Raw genomic sequence first — 19715 nt, 5'->3', positions numbered from 1 at the left:
GGAGGCAGCAGCCATGTCCGAGCAGTCCGCACGCTCCGAGCAGTCCGCACAGCCCGCGCAGCCCGTCCAGAAGATCACCACGTTCCTGTGGTTCGACGACCAGGCCGAGGAGGCCGCGCGGTTCTACGTCTCCGTCTTCGGCGGCAGCTCGCGGATCATCGAGACCACGCGGTACACGGAGGCGTTCCCCGACCAGGCCGGCACGGTGATGACCGTCGTGTTCGAACTGGCCGGCCAGCAGTACACCGCGCTCAACGGCGGCAAGCAGGACTTCTCCTTCAACGAGTCCATCTCGCTCTCCGTCGACTGCGCGTCCCAGGAGGAGGTCGACGAGCTCTGGGCCAGGCTGACCGCCGACGGCGGCGAGGAGGGCCCGTGCGGCTGGCTGAAGGACAAGTACGGCCTGTCCTGGCAGATCGTCCCGCGCGCCCTGCGCGAGATCCTGTCGGGCGAGGACCGGGAGGGCGTGAACCGGGCGCTCGGGGCCATGATGAAGATGAGGAAGCTGGACGTGGCCGGACTGCGACGGGCGTACGAGGGCGACTGAGCGGGTGGCCGCGCGGGCGCCCGACCGGGAGACCCGGCCGGGGCCGGCGACCGGAGGGCGCGGGCAACCGAGCGGGCGGCGGGGCCTCTTGGCGGCGCCGGTAACCTCATGTCCATGCCGTTCCGCACCCCCCTGCCGCCGCCCCCGCCCCCGGTGGGGATCCGCACCTGGCCCGACCGGGACGCGCTGCTCAGGGACCGCGCGGCGGTCCTGGCGGACCTGGTGGCACGGCAGTTGGGCCCGGGGCGGATCGCGGCCCACTGGGGCTGGGCGGTGCTGCTCGCCACCGGCTGGGCGTTCGTGGGGACGGCCATCATCGCGTTCACCGAGGCGCTGGACGTGCTGTCGGTGCTCTACGGGGCGGTCTGCCTGGTGATCGGACTCGGCGCGCTGGTGCCGACCGCCGTGGCGATCGTGGCGGGCCTGCGCAAGGACGCGCGGATCCGCCGACTCCTGGCGCAGTGGGCCGCGTTGGACCGCCATCCCGCGACCGACGCCGGGCTGCGCGCGCCCGGACTGAGCCTGGCGTGGCTGCTGCCGGGCGGACTGATGTGCGCGGTCGGCCTGTTCGTGTGCGTCACGGTCCCGGCGGCGGCGCGGCCGGGCGACGACACCTACGGCGTGGTGGTGCTGGGGATGGGGCTGGGTCTGGTGTGCTGGCTCACCGGTCTGATCGCCGTCAACAAGGCGCTGTCCCACCGCCGCTGGGCCCTACGGCTCCGGCCCTCCGCGCACCTATCCTGAACGCGCGTACGCACGTCGCACGGTTTCAGGGGGAAGGCGGCAACATGGAATGGTACTGGTGGGTCCTCATTGTCTTCTGGATGGGAGGCTTCGGCTGGGCCGCCGACACGGGCCGCACGGCCCTGCGCACCCGCCACGAGCGCCGGCTGGAACGCCTGGAGGCGGCCCGGTGCGAGCGCCTCGCCCTGGAGGCCGCCCACCGCCCCCCGGAGCCCGTCTGCGGCTGCGCCCACCACCTCGCCAAGCACGACAAGCAGGGCCTGTGCCACGAGCGCGTCGAGATCCCGGTCGCCTGGGACGAGTCCAAGCAGCCGCTCCGCTTCGAGCCGGGCCGGTGCAACTGCCAGCAGTACGTGGGGCCGCAGCCGCTGTCGCAGGTGTTCGCGGAGGAGCTCACGGACCTGGCGTAGGGGGTACGGACCCGGCCCCCGGCCCGGCGCGGACGCCTTCCCGGGCCGCGGGGGAGCAGAGGCCCGGGGCGTCTACGGACGCCCGGCGGGATGTCCGATCAGCATCGTCGGCGCCCCCGCCACCCGCGTCAGGAACACCGTGGCCGAACCGCGCCCCTGGAGCTTCATCTTGCGGCGCAGCTCCTCCGGCTCCACCGCCGAGCCGCGCTTCTTGACCGTCAGGACGCCCACCCCGCGCTCCCGCAGCAGCGCCTTCAGCTTCTTCATGTTGAAGGGCAGCTCGTCGGTGATCTCGTACGCGGTGGTGAACGGGGACGCGTACGGCTCGTCGCTCGTCACGTACGCGATGGTCTCGTCGATGAGGCGGCCGCCGCACGCCGCCACGACGTCGGCCACCAGATGGGCGCGGATGACGGCGCCGTCCGGCTCGTGGAGGTAGCGGCCCACCGGGCCGACCGGGGGCGACGGGAGCGGGGCGGAGGCCCGGAGCGTGGCCTCGGCGGGCAGGAGCGTGGCACGGACCGCGCCCGGCGTGCGGGTGTGCAGCGGGGCGTGCGCCTGCCCGGACCCCTGCGCCTGCCCGAACCCCTGCGCCTGCCCGAACCAGAGCACCGCCTCCTTCACATCGCCCCCGTCCGAGATCCACTCCGCCTCGGCCTGCGGCGGGACCGTCTCGTGCGGGATGCCGGGGGCGATCTTCAGTGCGGCGAGCGGGGCCTTCAGGGCCGCGCCGATCGCCCAGGACAGCGGCGGGGAGTACGCCTCGGGGTCGAAGACGCGCCCGCGCCCGCCCCGCCGCGCCGGGTCCACGAACACCGCGTCCCACCCCGAGGTGTCCACGTCCGTCACATCCGCGCACCGCACCTCGATCAGCTCCGCGAGGCCCAGCGCCGCCGCGTTCGCGCGGGCGACCTCGGCCGTCAGCTCGTCGCGGTCCACCGCGAGGACGGAGATGCCCGCCCGGGCGAGCGCCAGCGCGTCCCCGCCGATGCCGCAGCACAGGTCGGCCACGCTCCGTACCCCCTGGGCGGCGAAGACGCGGGCGCGGTAGGCGGCCACCGACGCGCGCGTGGACTGCTCGACCCCGTTGGGGGTGAAGAACATCCGGTACGCGTCGTCCGCGCCGAACTTCGCTACCGCGCGCTGCCGCAGCCGCGCCTGGGCCAGGGCGGCCGAGACCAGCTCCGGGGCGTGCGTGCGGCGCAGCCGGGTCGCCAGCGCCAGCTCCTGGGCCGGGTCGTGGTCGCGCAGCGAGTCCAGCAGGCCCGTGCCCTCGGGGGTGAGCAGGGCGCGGAAGGTGTCGAGGTCGTTCACCCGCCCCATTGTGGGCCAGGCGGGGGACGGCGCGCGTGCGGTGTCGGGTGTCGCCTCCGGTATACCGCCCCGCACTGACAGGATGCGGCGGCATGCAGCTTGTACGACAAAAGGAAGAAAATGGGCGCCTTCTGACGAAAGCCCCCCTCCTGGTGTTCGCCGGGCTCGTCGTCGCCGCGCTCGCCTCCGGGTGCGCCTCCGGGGATCCCCACGTGGGCGGACACGGCGGCAGTGCCGCGGCCGGACCGCAGGCCTACGACAGCGCCGCCGCCCGCGCCCTCGCCGGCTACTCCGGCCGCCTCAAGGAGGAGCAGGCCGCCCGGGTGACCGCCGCCAGGAGGTGGAGGCTGGCCAAGGTGCCGCTGACCCCGCCCGCCCCGCCCGCCGTCAAACCGGAGATCACCAACCGGCCCGGCTTCGAGACGGACGGCGGCGACTCGCTGCCGCCGGTCTTCACCACCGTGCCCACCAAGGACCGGATCGTCTTCCTGACCATCGACGACGGCGCCGAGAAGGACCCCAAACTGCTGAAGATGATGCGGGACCTGCGCATCCCCTACAGCGCCTTCCTCAGCGACTACCTCGTCCACACCGACTACCCGTACTTCAAGCGCATGCAGAGCCTCGGGGTCACGCTCAACAACCACACGCTCAACCACCGCTATCTGCCCGGCCTCTCCTACGAAGAGCAGCGGCACGAGATCTGCGGCCAGCAGGACAAGATCGGCACGTGGGCGGGCAAGCGGCCCCGGCTCTTCCGGCCGCCGTACGGCAACTACAACGAGGACACCCTGCGCGCGGCCCAGTCCTGCGGGATCAAGGCGGTGCCGCTGTGGGCGGCCGAGGCGTTCCCGGACCACATGGAGTGGCGCGAGTGGGACCGCGACCTGCACCCCGGCGACATCGTGCTCACCCACTTCCGGGGGCGCGAGGACTGGAAGGGCACGATGCCCGACATGATCCGGCAGGTCATGAAGGTCATCACCGACAAGGGGTACGCGGTGGCCAGGCTGGAGGACTACGTATGACCGGCGCGCACCGGCCGTCGGGCGGTCCGCTGGCCGGTCTGCTGGCGGCCGGTGCGCTGACGGTGTCCTTGCTGGCGGCGGGCTGCGAGCGCCCCGCCGCCCCGATCGAACGGCTCGGCCGCATGGCGGCGACGAAGGTGACCGACGCGCGGCGCGGCTTCCCCCGCCCCGGCGCCCCGGGCCGCCGGCCCTGGCACGTCCGGCCCGACGCGGAACGCACCCCGCCCGCTCCCGGCCCGGCGGCGCCGCCCCGCACCCCGGGGGCGACCGCCCCGGCACCGACGCCCTAGAGACGGCGCGCCACGTTCCTCGCGCGCGGGGGTGACGTTTTCCGGCTTCGCCCTCGCGCGCGCGGGGCGACGTTTCCGGCTCCGCCGCGTGCGCGCGACAGGCCCTCGACCACCCCGTGGACGCGGCGTCACGGCACCCCGCGGGACCCCGCCACGCACCATCCGTCTGGCACTCCGCTTGACCGAGTGCTAACCGCCGTCCTAGTCTCGGCTCTGGCACTCCCCACCGGAGAGTGCCAACACAGCGACGGGCAGGTCCGGCACCCGCGACGACGGATCCACCTGGTCGCCACCTCAGACAGTTAACCCCGTGAGATCTCCGAAGGGGGAGGTCGGATCGTGACGACCGCCAGCTCCAAGGTTGCCATCAAGCCGCTCGAGGACCGCATTGTGGTCCAGCCGCTCGACGCCGAGCAGACCACGGCCTCCGGCCTGGTCATTCCGGACACCGCCAAGGAGAAGCCCCAGGAGGGCGTCGTCCTGGCCGTGGGCCCGGGCCGGATCGAGGACGGCAAGCGCGTCGAACTCGACGTCGCCGTCGGTGACGTCGTGCTGTACAGCAAGTACGGCGGCACCGAGGTGAAGTACAACGGTGACGAGTACCTCGTCCTCTCGGCTCGCGACGTGCTCGCGATCATCGAGAAGTAATTCACCTCGAAGCGAATGCTTCTGAGCTGCGCCCCTGGCCACCCTGCTGACAGCCGGGCGGCGAGGGGCGCAGTTTTCGTATCACCAAGTTTCCGAGAGGGCTGAACCGCTCCCATGGCGAAGATCCTGAAGTTCGACGAGGACGCCCGTCGCGCCCTTGAGCGCGGCGTCAACAAGCTTGCCGACACGGTGAAGGTGACGATCGGCCCCAAGGGCCGCAACGTCGTCATCGACAAGAAGTTCGGCGCCCCCACCATCACCAACGACGGTGTCACCATCGCGCGCGAGGTCGAGCTCGACGACCCGTACGAGAACCTGGGTGCCCAGCTCGTGAAGGAGGTGGCGACCAAGACCAACGACATCGCGGGTGACGGCACCACCACCGCCACCGTGCTGGCCCAGGCGCTGGTCCGCGAGGGTCTGCGCAACGTCGCCGCCGGCGCCTCCCCGGCCGCCCTGAAGAAGGGCATCGACGCGGCCGTCAAGGCTGTCTCGCAGGAGCTGCTCGCCACCGCGCGTCCGATCGACGACAAGTCGGACATCGCCGCCGTGGCCGCGCTCTCCGCCCAGGACCAGCAGGTCGGCGAGCTCATCGCCGAGGCGATGGACAAGGTCGGCAAGGACGGTGTCATCACCGTCGAGGAGTCCAACACCTTCGGCCTGGAGCTGGAGTTCACCGAGGGCATGGCCTTCGACAAGGGCTACCTCTCGCCGTACATGGTCTCCGACCAGGAGCGTATGGAGGCCGTCCTCGACGACCCGTACATCCTGATCAACCAGGGCAAGATCTCCTCGATCCAGGACCTCCTGCCGCTCCTTGAGAAGGTCATCCAGGCCGGCTCCTCCAAGCCGCTCCTGATCATCGCCGAGGACGTCGAGGGCGAGGCCCTCTCCACCCTGGTCGTCAACAAGATCCGCGGCACGTTCAACGCCGTGGCCGTCAAGGCCCCCGGCTTCGGCGACCGCCGCAAGGCGATGCTCCAGGACATGGCCACCCTCACCGGTGCCACCGTCATCGCCGAGGAGGTCGGCCTCAAGCTCGACCAGGCCGGTCTGGACGTGCTGGGCTCCGCCCGCCGCGTGACCGTCACCAAGGACGACACCACGATCGTCGACGGCGGCGGCAACAGCGAGGACGTGGTCGGCCGCGTCGCGCAGATCAAGGCCGAGATCGAGTCCACGGACTCCGACTGGGACCGCGAGAAGCTCCAGGAGCGCCTCGCGAAGCTCGCCGGCGGCGTGTGCGTGATCAAGGTCGGCGCCGCCACCGAGGTGGAGCTGAAGGAGAAGAAGCACCGTCTGGAGGACGCCATCTCCGCGACCCGCGCCGCGGTCGAGGAGGGCATCGTCTCCGGTGGTGGCTCCGCGCTCGTCCACGCCGTCAAGGTCCTGGAGGGCAACCTCGACAAGACCGGCGACGAGGCCACCGGTGTCGCGGTCGTCCGCCGCGCCGCCGTCGAGCCGCTGCGCTGGATCGCCGAGAACGCCGGCCTGGAGGGTTACGTCATCACCTCCAAGGTCGCCGAGCTCGACAAGGGCCAGGGCTTCAACGCCGCCACCGGCGAGTACGGCGACCTGGTCAAGGCCGGCGTCATCGACCCGGTCAAGGTGACGCGCTCCGCCCTGGAGAACGCCGCCTCCATCGCCTCCCTGCTGCTCACGACCGAGACCCTGGTCGTCGAGAAGCCGGCCGACGAGGAGGCCGAGGCCGGTCACGGCCACGGTCACGGCCACAGCCACTGACGTGGTGACGCGCTGACGTCGTACGGAGCCCGACGCCCCACGGCGGCAGGCACCGTACGACGCTGAAGGCCCCCGATCCCGCCACCGGCGGGGCGGGGGCCTTTCCCGTACGTACGCGGGTACGTCTCTCACGCCGAGTGGCGCAGGGCCGCCGCGTGCACCGGGTCCGCGAACGGCTGCCCCGTGGCGAACCGCTCCACCTCGGCCAGCGCCAGATCCGCCATCCTGTGCAGCTCGTTGCCGAGCGAACCGGCGATGTGCGGGGTCAGCAGGACGTTGGGCAGGTCGTACAACGGGCTCTCGCGGGCGGGAAGCTCGGGTTCGGTGACGTCCAGTACGGCGTGCAGGCGCCCGGAGAGCAGCTCGCCGAGCAGGGCCGGTCCGTCCACCAGGGAGCCGCGCGCGGTGTTGACCAGCGTGGCCCCGTCCGGCATCGCGGCCAGCTGGCGCGCGCCGATCATGCGCTCGGTCGCCGGGAGCTGCGGGGCGTGGACGGAGACGACACTGCTGCGGGCGCACAGCTCGTCCAGCGGGACGGTTTCCACCCCCAGCCGGGCCGCCTCGGCCGCGTCGACGTACGGGTCGTGGAGCAGCACCCGGAAGTCGAAGGGGCGCAGCAGCTCGATCACCCGGCGGCCGATCCGCGAGGCGCCGACGAGACCGACCGTGCGGTGGTAGTTGCCGGTGCCGTCACCCTCGCGCAGCCAGTCGTGCGGGGCGCGCAGCTCCGCGTACCGCTGGGCCGAGGCCAGCACGCGCTTGCCCGCGAAGAGGATCGCGGCCAGCGTGTACTCGGCGACCGGCAGCGCGTTGGCCGCCGCCGCCGAGGTCACGGCGATGCCCCGCTCCCAGCACGCCTCGGTGACGTGGTGCTTCACCGACCCGGCGGCGTGCACGACGGCCCGCAGCCGGGGCGCCGAGGCCAGCACCTCGGCCGTGAGCGGCGGCGCGCCCCAGCAGGTCAGCAGCACCTCGGCCTCGGCGAGCGCCGCCGCCACGGCCGGCGGGGGCGCGAGGAGTTCGTGGGCGACGAGGTACGGGTCGGTCCTGGCGAGCGCGGCGAGACGGGCGCGGTGCCGCTCGGTGAACAGCCGCTCGGCGATCCCGGGGCCCATGGCGAGGAGGACGGCGGGTCGGTTGTCAGTGGCGTGGTGCATGGTGGAACTCGGGCTCCTCACGGGGGCGTTGTCCAGGGGTAACCGGCCGCGGGTCCTTCCGGTCACTTGACGCTGCCCGCCGAGAGGCCCGCCTTCCAGTGCCGCTGGAGGGCGACGAAGGCGATGACCAGGGGGAGGACGGCGAGGAGGGAACCGGTGACGACGAGGGGGTAGAACGAGGGCTCGGCATGGGTGTTGGAGTTCCACGCGTACAGACCGAGGCTCAGCGGGAAGAGCTTCTGGTCCGAGAGCATCACCAGGGGGAGGAAGAAGTTGTTCCAGATCGCGGTGAACTGGAAGAGGAACACGGTGACGAACCCCGGCATGACCATCCGCAGCCCGATCGACCAGAAGGCGCGCAGTTCGCCCGCCCCGTCGATCCGTGCCGCCTCCAGCGCCTCGTCGGGGATATGACTCGCGCTGAAGACGCGGGAGAGGTAGACCCCGAAGGGGTTCACCAGGACGGGGACCAGCACCGACCAGTAGGTGTTGACCAGCCCGGTCCTGCTGGCGAGCAGATACATCGGCAGCGCGAGCGCGGTGGACGGCACGAGCACCCCGAGCAGCACCACCGCGAACAGCTTCTCCTTGCCCCGGAAGTCGTACTTGTCGAAGGCGTACCCGGCGGCGACGCTGATCAGCGCGCAGACCAGCGCGCCCCCGCCCGCGTAGAGCAGGGAGTTGAGGTACCAGCGCAGATAGACACCGTCGTTGTAGGCGACCAGCTCGGAGAGGTTGCGGCCGAGGTGGAAGCCCTTGGCGCCCTTGAGGGAGAAGGCGTCGCCGGTGAGCAGTCCACCGGTGTCCTTGGTGGCGGCGGTGACCAGCCAGAGGAGGGGGAAGAGCGTGTAGAGGGCGGAGAGGAGCAGGATCCCGTTCACGGCGGCCCTGGAGAACCAGCGGCCGGGGCCGGGCGCGCCCGTGGTGGCCGGGGACGTCATGTCCGCGCCCCCTTCCGGGTGGTGAGGCGGGTGACGGCGAAGGAGAGCAGCGCCGCGGTGAGGGCGAGCAGGACGGCGGCGGCCGCGGCCAGGCCGTAGTCGTTGCGGGCGAAGGCGGCGGTGTAGGCGTACAGGGTGGGCGTCCAGGTGGAGGTGACCGCCGAGCCGGAGCCCTGGTTGAGGATGAGCGGCTCGGTGAACAGCTGGAGCGAGCCGATCACGGTGAACAGGGCCACCATCCCGAGCGAGGTGCGGACGAGCGGGACCTTGATGCTGAACGCGGTGCGCCAGGCGCCCGCGCCGTCCACGGTGGCCGCCTCCAGGACGGACCGGTCGATGGCCTGGAGAGCCGCGTAGAAGATCACCATGTTGTAGCCGAGCCACTCCCACAGCGCGATGTTGACCACGGAGGGCAGGGCCCCGTCGGGGGAGAAGAAGCTGAAGCCGACACCGCCCGAGTCCATGGCCCGTACGACCGGGCTGAGCCCGGGGGTGTAGAGGTACACCCAGATCAGCGCGGCGATGATGCCGGGCACGGCGTGCGGCAGGAAGAGCGCCAGCTGGAAGAAGCGGCGGGCCCGGGCGAGCCCCGAGTCGAGCAGCAGGGCCAGGGCGAGCGCCCCGCCGACCATCAGGGGGATGTAGAGGGCGCAGTAGCCGAGCAGGATCCAGAAGCCGTCGCGGAAGGCCTTGTCGCCCAGAGCGGCCGTGTAGTTGTCGAGTCCGCTGAAGACGGACTCGGCGCCGCCGAACCCGAGCCCCGACTGCTTCTCGGTGAACAGGCTCAGCCAGAGGGCGTATCCGACCGGTACCGCCGTCACCGCGGTGAACAGCATGAAGAAGGGGATGAGCAGGACGCCCGCGGCGGCGCCGGTACGGCGGGGGTTGCGGTGGGTGGTGCGGCGCGTGGTGCCGGCCTTCGCCGCCACGGTCAGCCCTCGACCTTCAGCCCGCGCTTCTTCAGCTCGGCCACGGTGGCGTCATGGGCCGCCCGTACCGCTTCCTTGAGGGTGACCGAGCCGCCGGGGACCTTGCCGAACCGGTCCTTGAGCGTGGTGTTGGTGGTGCCGGTGGCCGGGCCCCAGCTCCAGCGCGGGTTGATCGAGGCGCCGGCCTCGTCGAAGAGCCGGTAGATGTCCTGGCCGCCGTAGAACCCGGCGTCGAAGGCCTTCTTGGCGGCCGGGCGCAGCGCGACGTCGGCCGGGAAGGCGCTCGACGTGCCCGGGGCGATCCGCGCCCTGACGCCCTCCTCGGTGGTGGACATCCAGGTGGCGAACTCGACCGCCGCCGCGGCCTTCCCGCTCCCCTTGGTCACCGCCCAGGCGGAGCCGCCGAGCATGCCGCTGGCGGGTCTGCCGTCCCAGGTGGGCACGGGCGCGACGCCCCACTTGCCGCTCTGGTCGGGCAGGGTCGACTTCAGGACGCCCGCGCCCCAGGAGGCGCCGAGGTAGCCGACGGTCGAGCCGTTCTCGAGGGCGGCCGTCCACTCGGGGCTGAAGGAGACGGCCGTCTGGACGAGCTTGTCGTCGATCAGCCCCTGCCAGTAGTCGGCGACCTTCCCGGTGGCGGCGTCCGAGGTGTTCAGCTTCCAGGTGTCGCCCTCGGCCTTGAACCACTGGGCGCCCGCCTGCCAGGCCATCGCCTCGAAGGTGGTCGGGTCGTCCGGCATGAAGGTCGCGATCCGCGCCCCGGGGTCGGCCTTCTTCGCCTTCTCGGCGGCGGTACGGAACTCCGCCCAGGTCTTCGGCACCTCGATCCCGTTCTCGGCGAAGAAGTCCTTGCGGTAGAAGTACGTCTGGGGCGCGGCGTCGAACGGGACGGCCCAGCTCTTCCCGCCCAGCGTGGTGAGGTCGACCGCCTGCGGCAGGAACTTCTTCCGCACGTCGTCCGTGAGGTACGGGCCGATGTCCTGGAGCGCGCCCTGGCTGACGAACTCGGGCAGCATCGGATACTCGACGGCGACCAGGTCGGGGCCGTTGCCCGCCTTCACCGCGTTGGAGATCTTGGCGTAGCCGCCGGCGTTCCCGGACGGGATCTCCTCGAACCGGACCCGGATGTTCGGGTGCGAGGAGTTGAAGGCGTCCACGACGTCCTTCGACCCCTTCTGCCACGCCCAGAAGGTCAGGGTGACGGGCTTGTCGGCGGTGCCCTTGCCGCCCGCGCCGGAGGATTCCTCGTCACCGCCCCCGCAGGCCGTGAGCAGGGCGAGGGCGGTGACCGCGGAGACGACGGCGGTCGATCTGGTCCAACTGCGGTTCACGGAACGGCTCCTGGACGTGAGGGGACGAGGCGATGGCCGCGATCCTTGAGCCGGTCCTGACCGAAGTCAAGAGCGAAAGTTCGAATGATCGAAAAATGATCGAAACGAGGTGGGGAGGGGTTAGAGGTCTAGACCACTAGCCGTTCCGGGGTTCTGGAAGGGCGGCGGGGGAGGCGACGGGGGAGGCCGCGGCGGCGGGCGTGCCCGGCCGCGGCGCCCCGCACGAGGACCGCACCCGCAGCCGGGGCAGCAGGTCCACATGGCGGCACGGCTGCGGCTCCCCGCCCGGCCCGGCCGTCGCCCCGCGCAGCCGCTCGACCAGGAGCTGCGCCGCGTACCGGCCCACCTCGTGCTTGGGCGGCGCCACGGCCGTCAGGGGGGTGTCCGCGAGCGCCGCCACCTCGTCGTCGTAGGCCACGAGCGCCAGGTCCCGCGGCACCCGGATCCCGAGTTCGCCCAGGCGCTGGGCGATCCGGATCGCGTCGACGTCGTTGTGGACCAGGGCCGCCGACGCCACCCCGGCGCGCACGGCCGTGGCCAGCGCCCCCACCGCCGCCTCGAACCCCGCAGGATCCGCCTCTGCCGGGACCGAGTCGATCACCGGGTGCGACGCCGCGAGCCCGAGCGCGTCCAGCGCCTGGCGGTATCCCGCGCGCACCGCGAGGGCCGTCGGGCTGTCGGCCCGCGCCACCAGGAGCGGCGCCCGGTGCCCGAGCCCGGTCAGATGGCGTACGGCGAGGAGCACCCCGTGCCCGTGGTCCGAGCAGACCCGGTCCAGGTCGTCCAGGGCCCCGCCGGGCACCCCGCGCCGCTCCAGGAGCACGGTGGGGACGGGGAGTTTGGTGATCCACCGTCCGTGCTCGGCCGGGTCGTGCGGCTCCTTCCAGCCCGGGGCGACCAGCAGCCCCTCGGCCCCGGCCGCCAGCAGCCCGGCCGCGCGGGCCGCGTCCTCCTGCGGGCGGTAGTCGGAGATCCGCAGGATCAGCCGCGCCCCGGCGGCGGCCGCCGCTTCGTGCGCTCCCCGGATGACCTCGGCGAAGTAGTAGGTGGCGTTGGGCGCGATCATGCCGAGCACCAGCTCGCGACCGCCCGGGCCGCCGGGCGCGGACACCCCGGGCGCGCCCTCCTGGTGCGGCCAGGAGACCTTGCCGTGCACCCGGTCGAGCAGCCCCCGTACGGCCAGCGCCTCCACGTCCCGCCGCACGGTCACGGGGGAGACGCCCAACTGGCCCGCGAGGTCGGAGACCCGGGCCGAGCCGCGCCGGCGCACCAGCTCCAGCAGTCGGTCGTGACGTTCGGCGGCACTCTCTCGCACGGCGGCAGTCCCCCTCGCAGTGTGGCGCGCGTCCGGCGTACGCCTGGCACGCGTACGGCCCGCGCGGGTCGGCGCGTTGCCCCTGGTGACCCGCGCTGGTGCGCGGTGAGATGCCCGGGACCGGTCTCCCGGGCCCATGACCCTAATGCACGGTGATCGAACGCCGGGAGTTTCGATCAATCGGTCCGATTCCCTTGACGCTCGATCAGCCCCCGCCCTACATTCCGGACGCCCGAACCGGCCCCGGGCGACGGGGGAGCACGCACATGCCGACACCGCCACGGTCCCCGGGACAGCCGTCCGTACCGGCTGAGCCATCCCTGCCGGCCGAGCCGTCCGTACAGACCCGACCGTCCGCACCGCCACCGGCCGGGCCACCACCGGCCGAGCTGCCATTACCGGCCGAGCCGTCCGCACGGACGCGTCCGTCCGCACCGACCCGACCGTCCGTACGGACGCGACCGTCCGCACGGACGCGACCGTCCGTCCCGGCCCAGCCGTCCGCACCGGCCCGGCCGTCCGCACCGCCACCCCCCAAGAACCACGAGCTCAGCCCGTACACCGGCTGGACCCGTGACCACTGGGAGCGCGAGGCCGACCGGCTCCTGCTCGCCGTACGGCCCTACGCCTCACCGCGCCACGGCCTGATCAACCTGCCCGGCGACCGCCCGAGCCGGTCCGGGCCCCGCTCCGACGGCCTCGAAGGGTACGCCCGCACCTGGCTCCTCGCCGCGCTGCGGATCGCGGGCGCGCGCGGCGACGACCCGCACGGCCACCTCGGCCGCTACGCCGAAGGACTGGCGTCCGGGACCGAACGACCGCTGTCCATCGGGGAGTTGGGCAGCGGCGACCCCGACTCCTGGCCCCGCATGGCCGAGGTGCGCCAGGCCGTCGTCGAGTCCGCCTCCGTCGCGCTCGGGCTGCGCCTCACCCGCCCCTGGCTGTGGGACGGGCTGGACGACCGCGTGCGCCAACGCGTCGTCGACTGGCTGCTGCCCGCGCTCGGCCCCTCGCCCGTCGACAACAACTGGTGGTTCTTCGGCCTCACCGTCGCCGGATTCCTCCAGGACGCCGGCATCGAGACCGACCGCGCCTCGGCCACCGTCGAACGCGCGCTGGAACACGTCGACCAGTGGTACCTCGGCGACGGCTGGTACAGCGACGGCCCCCACCGCTCCTTCGACCACTACAACGGCTGGGCTCTCCACTTCTATCCCGTCCTGCACGCTCATCTGGGTGACAACCGGGAACTCCTCGACCGGTACGGGCCGCGGCTCCACGCCCACCTCGACGGCTACACCCGGATGTTCGGCGCCGACGGCGCCCCCCTGCCCTACGGCCGCTCCCTCACCTACCGCTTCGCCGCCGCCGCGGCTCCCTGGCTCGGCGCGCTCACCGGCCACACCCCGCTCACCCCCGGCGCCACCCGCCGCCTGGCCTCCGGGGCGCTGCGGTACTTCACCGACCGCGGGCCCGGCCGGGGCGCCACCGACGAGCGGGGTCTGCTCACCCTGGGCTGGCACGGCCCCTACCCGCCGATCGTGCAGGGCTACTCGGGCCCGGCCTCGCCGTACTGGGCGGCGAAAGGGTTCCTCGGTCTGCTCATGCCGCCGGAGCACCCGGTGTGGACAGCGGTGGAGGAGCCGCTGCCGGCGGAGCGGGCGGACGCGGTGAGGGTGCTGGGCCCGCCCAACATCCTGATCCAGTCCACCGTTTCGGACGGTCTCGTACGCCTCCACAACCACGGCAGCGACAACCATGTCGGGGCCGAGGAGGACCCCTGCTACGCCCGGTTCGCGTACTCGACCCGTACCGGACCGGCCTCGGGCGCGGTGCGCGACAACCACTTCGGGCTGGTCCTGGACGACGGCACGGTCACCGCCCGGGGGCCCGCCGAGCCCGTGGGCCACGGACCGGGGTGGGCCGCCTCGGCGTCGCGGCCGCTGCCCGGCGTACGGATCGTGTCGGCCACCCTCGTCCACGGCCGCGCCGAGGTCCGCGCCCACCGGGTCGACGGCGCCCCGCCCGGCACCCGGGTGCGCCAGACGGGGTGGGCCGTCACCGGGCCGCGGGAGACCGGGCAGCTGCACGCCGTCTGGGGGTACGAGCCCCACGCGCGCGTAGGAGAGGACGCCGGGTCCACACTGTTCGGTCCGTCCTCCCGTGTCGCGGTGCTCGAAGGGGCCACCGGAGAAGGGCCGTCCGTCTTCGTCGCCCTCGTCTCCCTCACCGGGGAGGAGCACCCGGCCCCGCTGCCGGACCTGGTCACGCGGATCCGCGTCGAGGGTCACACGGTCCGGGTCACCTGGCGGGACGGGACCACGGCCGGCCTCGTCCTCGACGGCGGCCCCGACCCCGGCCCCGACCGTGGGACCGGACCCGGCACCGGACCCGCGACCACGGACGACAAGGGCCTCACTGCGGGCCGTACTTGCGGCCCGTCCGCGAGGTGACCCCGCCCAGCAGGCCGCGCGGAGCCAGCTTCACCACACCCATCAGCGCCTTGTAGCGCGGGTCCGGGATCGACAGCGTCTTCCCGCGCGCGAGGTCGGAGAGCGCCGTCGCCACCAGCTTGTCGGCATCCAGCCACATCCAGCCGGGGATGTTGTCGGTGCCCATCCCGGCCCGCTGGTGGAACTCCGTCCGTACGAAGCCGGGGCACAGCGCCATCAGCCGCACCCCCGACCCGGCCAGGTCGCGCGCCGCGCCCTGGGTGAACTGCACGACCCACGCCTTGGACGCGCCATAGGTGCCGCGCGGCACGAACGCGGCGACCGAGGCGACGTTGACGACCCCGCCGCGCCCGCGCTCGCGCATGCCCTCGGTCGCGGCCGACGTCAGCCGCAGCACCGCTTCGATGTGCACCTTCAGCATCTTGAGCTCGTCGCCCATGGACACGTCCAGGTAGCGGCCCTTGTTGCCGAACCCGGCGTTGTTCACCAGCAGGTCGACCGGCTTGCGGCGCTCGGCGAGCCGGGCCTCGACGGACGCGATGCCGTCCTCGGTGGACAGGTCGGCGGCCAGCACCTCGACCTCCACGCCGTGCCGGTCGTGCAGCTCGGTGGCCTGCTCGCGCAGCCGCTTGCCGTCGCGGGCCACCACGACCAGATCGTGCCCGTCCCTGGCCAGCCGCCGCGCGAACGCGGCCCCGATCCCCGCCGTGGCTCCCGTAATCAGTGCAGTCGTCATAGGCGCACGGTAACGCCCCGCACGTGTCGGCGGTGTGACGGCCCGTGCGCTCAGGAGACCGGCCGGACGGCCTGCCGCTCCAGGTACTTGCGTACGGTCTCGTGGGCCTCCGGGGACATCGCCTCGCCCGCCGCGAGCGTGCGCGGCAGTAGCTCCCGCTCGGTGGTGAACGCCCGGAACCAGAACGCCACCGACACCTCGTGAGCGGGCCGGTGGACGACCTCGATCGCGTCGCCCGCGCGTATAGCGCCCTCCTCCACCACCCGCAGATACGCGCCGGGTGCGCCGGCCCGCGTGAACCGCCTGACCCACCCCTGCTCGCCCAGCGTGCCCGCGAACGTACGGCAGGGGATCCGCGCGCCGGCGACTTCCAGAACGACGTCCGGCCCGATCCGCCAGCGCTCGCCGATCCGGGCGCCGCTGACGTCCAGGCCGCTGGTGGTGAGGTTCTCGCCGAAGATCCCGCCGGGCAGTTCGCGGCCCAGCTCCTTCTCCCAGGCGTCGAGATCCTCGCGCGCGTAGGCGTAGACCGCCTGGTGCTCGCCCCCGTGGTGGCGCTTGTCGCACACGTCGTCGCCCGCGACCCCGCTCGCGCCCACGCCCCTGGGACCCGGCCGGAAGATCCCCACGGCGCCCTCCACCGGGCGCTTGCCGATGCCCGTGAGGCCGCCCTCGGCATCGGTGTACTCGACGAACCTGGCACGGCCCGCGTTGACAGACAGAAGCTTCATGGCGCGCACGCTAACCCGCACTGTCTCAAAGCAGCCACCCAATATCCCGCAGGTCCCCCAAGTACCCCTTATGCTCGATGGGTGATCGAGGCCCGTCATCTCCGCGTCCTGCGCGCCGTCGCCGCCACCGGCTCCTTCTCGGCCGCCGCGCGCGAGCTCGGCTGCACCCAGCCCGCCGTCAGCCAGCAGATGAAGGCCCTCGAAGCGTCCGCCGGCACCCCGCTGCTGATCCGCACCGGCCGGGAGACCCGGCTGACCCAGGCCGGCGAGGTCCTGGTGCGTCACGCCTCCGGCATCCTCGCGGGCCTGACCGCCGCCGAGGAGGAGGTCGCGGCCATCGCGGGGCTGCGCGCGGGCCGGGTCCGGCTCGTCTCCTTCCCCAGCGGCTCCTCCACCCTGGTGCCCAGCGCCCTGGCCGCGCTGCGCGCCGCCCATCCCGGCACCCGTGTCTCCCTGGTCGAGGCCGAGCCGCCGCGCTCGGTGGAGATGCTGCGCGAGGGCGACTGCGACGTCGCGCTGGCCTTCCGGTACGGGGCGGCCAGCACGGAGGAGTGGGACGACCTGGTCGTACGGCCGCTGCTGATCGACCGCCTGGTCGGACTGGTCCCCGACGGCCACCGGCTGGCCGGCAGCGGCACCGTCGACATCCGCGACCTCGCCGACGAGCCGTGGATCGCGGGCTGCCCGCGCTGCCGGCGCCAGCTGGTCGAGGTCTGCGAGGCGTCCGGCTTCACCCCGCGCATCGACTTCGCCACGGACGACTATCCGGCGGTGATCGGCCTGGTCGGGGCGGGTCTGGGGGTGGCGGTGCTGCCGGAGCTGGCCATCGCCTCGGTACGGCCCAAGGGCGCCCGGACCGTCACCGTGGAGCCTGCCGTGGAGCGGGAGATCGTCGCGCTCACCCTGCCCGACCTGGCCAGGGTCCCGGCCGTCGCGGCCACCCTGGACCAGCTCGCCGGGGCCGCCGCCCGCAACTGAGCGGCCGGCGCGGCGCACGGACGCGCGTCACCGGCGCGTGGCGCACACCTCCCGCGCGAGCCGCCCGCGAAGCGCGTGCCGCCCGCCGCGGCCGCGCGGTCCCGGCGCCGCCGCCCGGTGAGGGGCCGGCGGGGCTGCCGTCCGGTGCTGCGCCATCCGGCGCAGGAACGTTTCTGCGAAAGCGGGTCGAGGCCTGGCGCTAGCCGTGCCCCCGGTCGCCCGCCGCTCCCGCGCCCGCCGCCGTCACCAGCCGGTTGCGCGCCCTGCCCATCAGCTCTTCGCGCTCGTCCTCGGTGAGTCCGCCCCACACCCCGTACGGCTCGCGGACCGCCAGAGCGTGCGCGGCGCACTGGGCGCGCACCGGGCAGCGCATGCACACCTCTTTCGCCGAGTTCTCGCGCGCACTCCGGGCCGCGCCGCGTTCGCCCTCCGGGTGGAAGAAGAGGGAGCTGTCGACCCCGCGGCATGCGGCGAGGAGCTGCCAGTCCCACAGATCGGCGTTCGGTCCGGGAAGGCGGGAGAAATCTGCCATTGCTCATGTCCCCTTGAAGCCGTGCCTGAGGTGGATGGGCCGGGTACCCCGGATCACTGGGGTGTACCGACGAACGTACATCTACGGTGTAAGTAGATGTAAATATGACTCATTGCGAATCTAGCCACAGACACCAGAAAAAGGGAAGAAAAGCCGCTAAATGGGGCATACCTCCAAGCGAACGACGGGTGACCCGCGATGCGCGCCCGGCGCACACGCTTCCTCACGTAGAGTGCCGAAGGCGCCCGTCCGACCCGTAACTCTTTCGAGTGACCATCGTTGAGAGTGCGGAGCGGTTGAAAGAACAAGCGCTCGGGCAGGCGTCCGAGAGCGTCAATCGCACAGGTGACGATACGTAACCAGCCTGGAGGCTCAAGGTGACGCGCATCAGCTGCGGAGGGCGGCCATGACATCCGTCCTCGTCTGCGACGACTCCCCGCTTGCCCGAGAGGCGCTCCGTCGCGCGGTGGCTACCGTGCCCGGCGTAGAGCGTGTGACGACGGCGGCCAACGGCGAGGAAGTCCTCCGCCGCTGGGGCGCCGACCGCTCGGACCTCATTCTGATGGACGTACGCATGCCCGGTCTGGGCGGCGTGGAGACCGTCCGGCGGCTGCTGTCCGCGGACCCCGGCGCCCGCATCATCATGCTGACGGTCGCCGAGGACCTCGACGGCGTGGCGCTCGCCGTCGCCGCCGGCGCCCGCGGCTATCTCCACAAGGACGCCTCGCGCGCCGAGCTGCGCGCGACCGTCACCCAGGCGCTCGCCGACCCGACCTGGCGGCTCGCCCCGCGCAGACTGCGTTCGGCCGAGATGGGCGCGGCGCCCACGCTCACCGCGCGCGAGATCCAGGTGCTCGAAGGTATGAGCCACGGCCGGTCCAACGCCGAGATCGGGCGCGAGCTCTTCCTCTCGGAGGACACGGTGAAGACGCACGCCAGGAGGCTGTTCAAGAAGCTCGGCGCCTCGGACCGGGCGCACGCCGTGGCGCTCGGCTTCCGCTGGGGCCTGGTGCGCTGACCGGCCCACGGCGTGGTCGGCCGGATCCCCGTCCGTCGTCGGCGGGCGGGTCCGTCCCCCCACTCCGTGGAGCGGCGTGTGACGCTTCGCGCGCGATGCCGCATCCTTGAAGGTGTGGAGTTCCTCGGGGACGAGTCGGTCGAGCGGGAGGGGAGGGCGCAGGAGATGACTTCCGGCGCACCTGCTCATAACGCTTCAGTGCACAACTACGGGCGCGGTGCCACGGATTCTGCGACGCCGGGGCACGATGGACCGATGCGCGACGACGAGCCAACGGTGATCGGTGCACTCGTTCACCGTGCCGTCGACGGCGACGAACAGGCCACGCACGACCTGCTGGCCCATGTTCACCCGCTCGCGCTGCGCTACTGCCGTACCCGGCTGAACCGCCTGCCGGGTGATGCTCGCCACTTCGTGGAGGACCTCGCGCAGGAGGTCTGCGTCGCCGTGCTCATGGCGCTGCCGCGCTACCGGGACACCGGGCGGCCCTTCGAAGCCTTCGTGTTCGCCATCGCCTCCCACAAGGTCGCCGACCTCCAGCGGGCGGCGATGCGCCACCCCGGCTCCACGGCGGTGCCCTCCGACGAGATGCCCGAGCGGCCCGACGACTCGCTCGGCCCCGAGGAGCGCGCGCTGCTCAGCAGCGACGCGGAGTGGGCCAAGAAGCTCCTCGCCAACCTGCCGGAGAACCAGCGCGAGCTGCTGGTGCTGCGGGTCGCCGTCGGCCTGACCGCCGAGGAGACCGGCCAGATGCTCGGGATGTCTCCGGGCGCCGTCCGCGTCGCCCAGCACCGCGCGCTCAGCCGGCTCCGGGCGCTCGCCGAGCAGTAGCTCCCGCCGCCCGCCGTCACCTGCCGTCACCCGCACGGC

Annotated in this window: 19 protein-coding genes and 1 pseudogene; 11 read left to right on the top strand and 9 right to left on the bottom strand. The window is 72.8% G+C overall.

Going from position 1 to position 19715, the window contains the following annotated elements:
• Positions 1 to 13 precede the first annotated feature (13 nt).
• The 3 genes from ABZ404_RS15545 (at position 14) to ABZ404_RS15535 (ending at position 1701) form a co-directional block, all read left to right on the top strand.
• On the top strand, positions 14 to 547 hold the full coding sequence (locus tag ABZ404_RS15545; RefSeq protein WP_358833543.1) for a VOC family protein: 534 nt from the start codon (positions 14 to 16) through the stop codon (positions 545 to 547).
• A 114-nt stretch (positions 548 to 661) separates the two neighbouring features.
• Positions 662 to 1291 carry a hypothetical protein gene (locus tag ABZ404_RS15540; RefSeq protein WP_358833544.1) on the top strand — a complete coding sequence of 210 codons (630 nt, stop codon included), beginning with the start codon at positions 662 to 664 and terminating at the stop codon, positions 1289 to 1291.
• 44 nt (positions 1292 to 1335) lie between these two features.
• Complete coding sequence (locus ABZ404_RS15535) at positions 1336 to 1701, top strand: hypothetical protein (RefSeq protein ID WP_358833545.1); 366 nt, start codon at positions 1336 to 1338, stop codon at positions 1699 to 1701.
• A gap of 72 nt (positions 1702 to 1773) precedes the next feature.
• Here the strand turns inward: ABZ404_RS15535 and ABZ404_RS15530 are convergent, their stop codons facing one another.
• Entirely contained in the window at positions 1774 to 3015 is a 1242-nt protein-coding gene (locus ABZ404_RS15530; protein WP_358833546.1) for a methyltransferase domain-containing protein, read from the bottom strand.
• Positions 3016 to 3107: 92 nt separating this feature from the next.
• Between ABZ404_RS15530 and ABZ404_RS15525 the strand changes: the two genes are divergently transcribed.
• From ABZ404_RS15525 to groL, 4 genes are all read left to right on the top strand, one after another.
• Entirely contained in the window at positions 3108 to 4043 is a 936-nt protein-coding gene (locus ABZ404_RS15525; protein ID WP_358833547.1) for a polysaccharide deacetylase family protein, read from the top strand.
• Positions 4040 to 4333, top strand: a complete 294-nt coding sequence (locus tag ABZ404_RS15520; protein WP_358833548.1) for a hypothetical protein — start codon at positions 4040 to 4042, stop codon at positions 4331 to 4333. The genes ABZ404_RS15525 and ABZ404_RS15520 overlap by 4 nt, the downstream gene beginning before the upstream one ends.
• A gap of 339 nt (positions 4334 to 4672) precedes the next feature.
• Positions 4673 to 4981: a co-chaperone GroES gene (gene groES / locus ABZ404_RS15515; protein ID WP_358833549.1), complete on the top strand. Its 309-nt coding sequence runs from the start codon at positions 4673 to 4675 to the stop codon at positions 4979 to 4981.
• A 114-nt stretch (positions 4982 to 5095) separates the two neighbouring features.
• Positions 5096 to 6724 (top strand): chaperonin GroEL, encoded by a 1629-nt coding sequence (gene groL / locus ABZ404_RS15510; RefSeq protein ID WP_358833550.1) that lies wholly within the window; start codon positions 5096 to 5098, stop codon positions 6722 to 6724.
• A gap of 128 nt (positions 6725 to 6852) precedes the next feature.
• Here groL and ABZ404_RS15505 read toward each other — a convergent pair whose 3' ends face one another.
• The 5 genes from ABZ404_RS15505 to ABZ404_RS15485 form a co-directional block, all read right to left on the bottom strand.
• Positions 6853 to 7881, bottom strand: coding sequence for a hydroxyacid dehydrogenase (locus ABZ404_RS15505; RefSeq protein WP_358833551.1), 1029 nt, complete (start codon positions 7879 to 7881; stop codon positions 6853 to 6855).
• A gap of 62 nt (positions 7882 to 7943) precedes the next feature.
• Positions 7944 to 8822: a carbohydrate ABC transporter permease gene (locus ABZ404_RS15500; protein WP_358833552.1), complete on the bottom strand. Its 879-nt coding sequence runs from the start codon at positions 8820 to 8822 to the stop codon at positions 7944 to 7946.
• Positions 8819 to 9658 carry a sugar ABC transporter permease gene (locus tag ABZ404_RS15495; protein WP_358833565.1) on the bottom strand — a complete coding sequence of 280 codons (840 nt, stop codon included), beginning with the start codon at positions 9656 to 9658 and terminating at the stop codon, positions 8819 to 8821. Before ABZ404_RS15495 ends, ABZ404_RS15500 begins: the two co-directional genes overlap by 4 nt.
• Positions 9659 to 9753: 95 nt before the next feature.
• Positions 9754 to 11082 (bottom strand): sugar ABC transporter substrate-binding protein, encoded by a 1329-nt coding sequence (locus ABZ404_RS15490; RefSeq protein WP_358833553.1) that lies wholly within the window; start codon positions 11080 to 11082, stop codon positions 9754 to 9756.
• 136 nt (positions 11083 to 11218) lie between these two features.
• Positions 11219 to 12397: a substrate-binding domain-containing protein gene (locus ABZ404_RS15485; protein ID WP_358833554.1), complete on the bottom strand. Its 1179-nt coding sequence runs from the start codon at positions 12395 to 12397 to the stop codon at positions 11219 to 11221.
• A gap of 524 nt (positions 12398 to 12921) precedes the next feature.
• On the opposite strand from ABZ404_RS15485, the pseudogene ABZ404_RS15480 reads away from it, so the two are divergent.
• Positions 12922 to 14850: pseudogene (locus tag ABZ404_RS15480) on the top strand (DUF2264 domain-containing protein); the annotation flags it as partial.
• On the opposite strand, the gene ABZ404_RS15475 reads toward ABZ404_RS15480, so the two are convergent.
• Entirely contained in the window at positions 14813 to 15586 is a 774-nt protein-coding gene (locus tag ABZ404_RS15475) for an SDR family oxidoreductase (protein ID WP_358833555.1), read from the bottom strand. The pseudogene ABZ404_RS15480 and the gene ABZ404_RS15475 sit on opposite strands and share 38 nt — an antisense overlap.
• A gap of 50 nt (positions 15587 to 15636) precedes the next feature.
• On the bottom strand, positions 15637 to 16317 hold the full coding sequence (locus ABZ404_RS15470) for an MOSC domain-containing protein (protein ID WP_358833556.1): 681 nt from the start codon (positions 16315 to 16317) through the stop codon (positions 15637 to 15639).
• An 81-nt stretch (positions 16318 to 16398) separates the two neighbouring features.
• Here ABZ404_RS15470 and ABZ404_RS15465 point away from each other — a divergent pair, with 81 nt between their 5' ends.
• Positions 16399 to 17295: a LysR family transcriptional regulator gene (locus tag ABZ404_RS15465; protein ID WP_358833557.1), complete on the top strand. Its 897-nt coding sequence runs from the start codon at positions 16399 to 16401 to the stop codon at positions 17293 to 17295.
• 199 nt (positions 17296 to 17494) lie between these two features.
• Here ABZ404_RS15465 and ABZ404_RS15460 read toward each other — a convergent pair whose 3' ends face one another.
• Positions 17495 to 17827, bottom strand: coding sequence for a WhiB family transcriptional regulator (locus ABZ404_RS15460; RefSeq protein ID WP_358833558.1), 333 nt, complete (start codon positions 17825 to 17827; stop codon positions 17495 to 17497).
• A 406-nt stretch (positions 17828 to 18233) separates the two neighbouring features.
• Between ABZ404_RS15460 and ABZ404_RS15455 the strand changes: the two genes are divergently transcribed.
• Positions 18234 to 18845, top strand: coding sequence for a response regulator transcription factor (locus tag ABZ404_RS15455; RefSeq protein WP_003948568.1), 612 nt, complete (start codon positions 18234 to 18236; stop codon positions 18843 to 18845).
• A 255-nt stretch (positions 18846 to 19100) separates the two neighbouring features.
• A complete protein-coding gene (locus ABZ404_RS15450; protein WP_067163238.1) occupies positions 19101 to 19676 on the top strand; it encodes a sigma-70 family RNA polymerase sigma factor in 576 nt (191 codons plus the stop codon).
• Positions 19677 to 19715: the final 39 nt, after the last annotated feature.

This window comes from Streptomyces sp. NPDC005878, from assembly GCF_040629815.1.
GTDB lineage: Bacteria > Actinomycetota > Actinomycetes > Streptomycetales > Streptomycetaceae > Streptomyces.
This window is presented reverse-complemented; position numbering and strand designations above follow the sequence as displayed.

Coding starts and splice junctions, on each gene's coding strand:
- ABZ404_RS15540 (WP_358833544.1), top strand. CDS start 662: ATGCCGTTCCGCACCCCCCTGCCGCCGCCCCCGCCCCCGGTGGGGATC.
- ABZ404_RS15525 (WP_358833547.1), top strand. CDS start 3,108: ATGCAGCTTGTACGACAAAAGGAAGAAAATGGGCGCCTTCTGACGAAA.
- ABZ404_RS15520 (WP_358833548.1), top strand. CDS start 4,040: ATGACCGGCGCGCACCGGCCGTCGGGCGGTCCGCTGGCCGGTCTGCTG.
- ABZ404_RS15455 (WP_003948568.1), top strand. CDS start 18,234: ATGACATCCGTCCTCGTCTGCGACGACTCCCCGCTTGCCCGAGAGGCG.
- ABZ404_RS15450 (WP_067163238.1), top strand. CDS start 19,101: ATGCGCGACGACGAGCCAACGGTGATCGGTGCACTCGTTCACCGTGCC.
- ABZ404_RS15535 (WP_358833545.1), top strand. CDS start 1,336: ATGGAATGGTACTGGTGGGTCCTCATTGTCTTCTGGATGGGAGGCTTC.
- ABZ404_RS15500 (WP_358833552.1), bottom strand. CDS start 8,822: ATGACGTCCCCGGCCACCACGGGCGCGCCCGGCCCCGGCCGCTGGTTC.
- ABZ404_RS15545 (WP_358833543.1), top strand. CDS start 14: ATGTCCGAGCAGTCCGCACGCTCCGAGCAGTCCGCACAGCCCGCGCAG.
- ABZ404_RS15505 (WP_358833551.1), bottom strand. CDS start 7,881: ATGCACCACGCCACTGACAACCGACCCGCCGTCCTCCTCGCCATGGGC.
- ABZ404_RS15475 (WP_358833555.1), bottom strand. CDS start 15,586: ATGACGACTGCACTGATTACGGGAGCCACGGCGGGGATCGGGGCCGCG.
- ABZ404_RS15495 (WP_358833565.1), bottom strand. CDS start 9,658: ATGCTGTTCACCGCGGTGACGGCGGTACCGGTCGGATACGCCCTCTGG.
- ABZ404_RS15470 (WP_358833556.1), bottom strand. CDS start 16,317: ATGAAGCTTCTGTCTGTCAACGCGGGCCGTGCCAGGTTCGTCGAGTAC.
- groL (WP_358833550.1), top strand. CDS start 5,096: ATGGCGAAGATCCTGAAGTTCGACGAGGACGCCCGTCGCGCCCTTGAG.
- ABZ404_RS15460 (WP_358833558.1), bottom strand. CDS start 17,827: ATGGCAGATTTCTCCCGCCTTCCCGGACCGAACGCCGATCTGTGGGAC.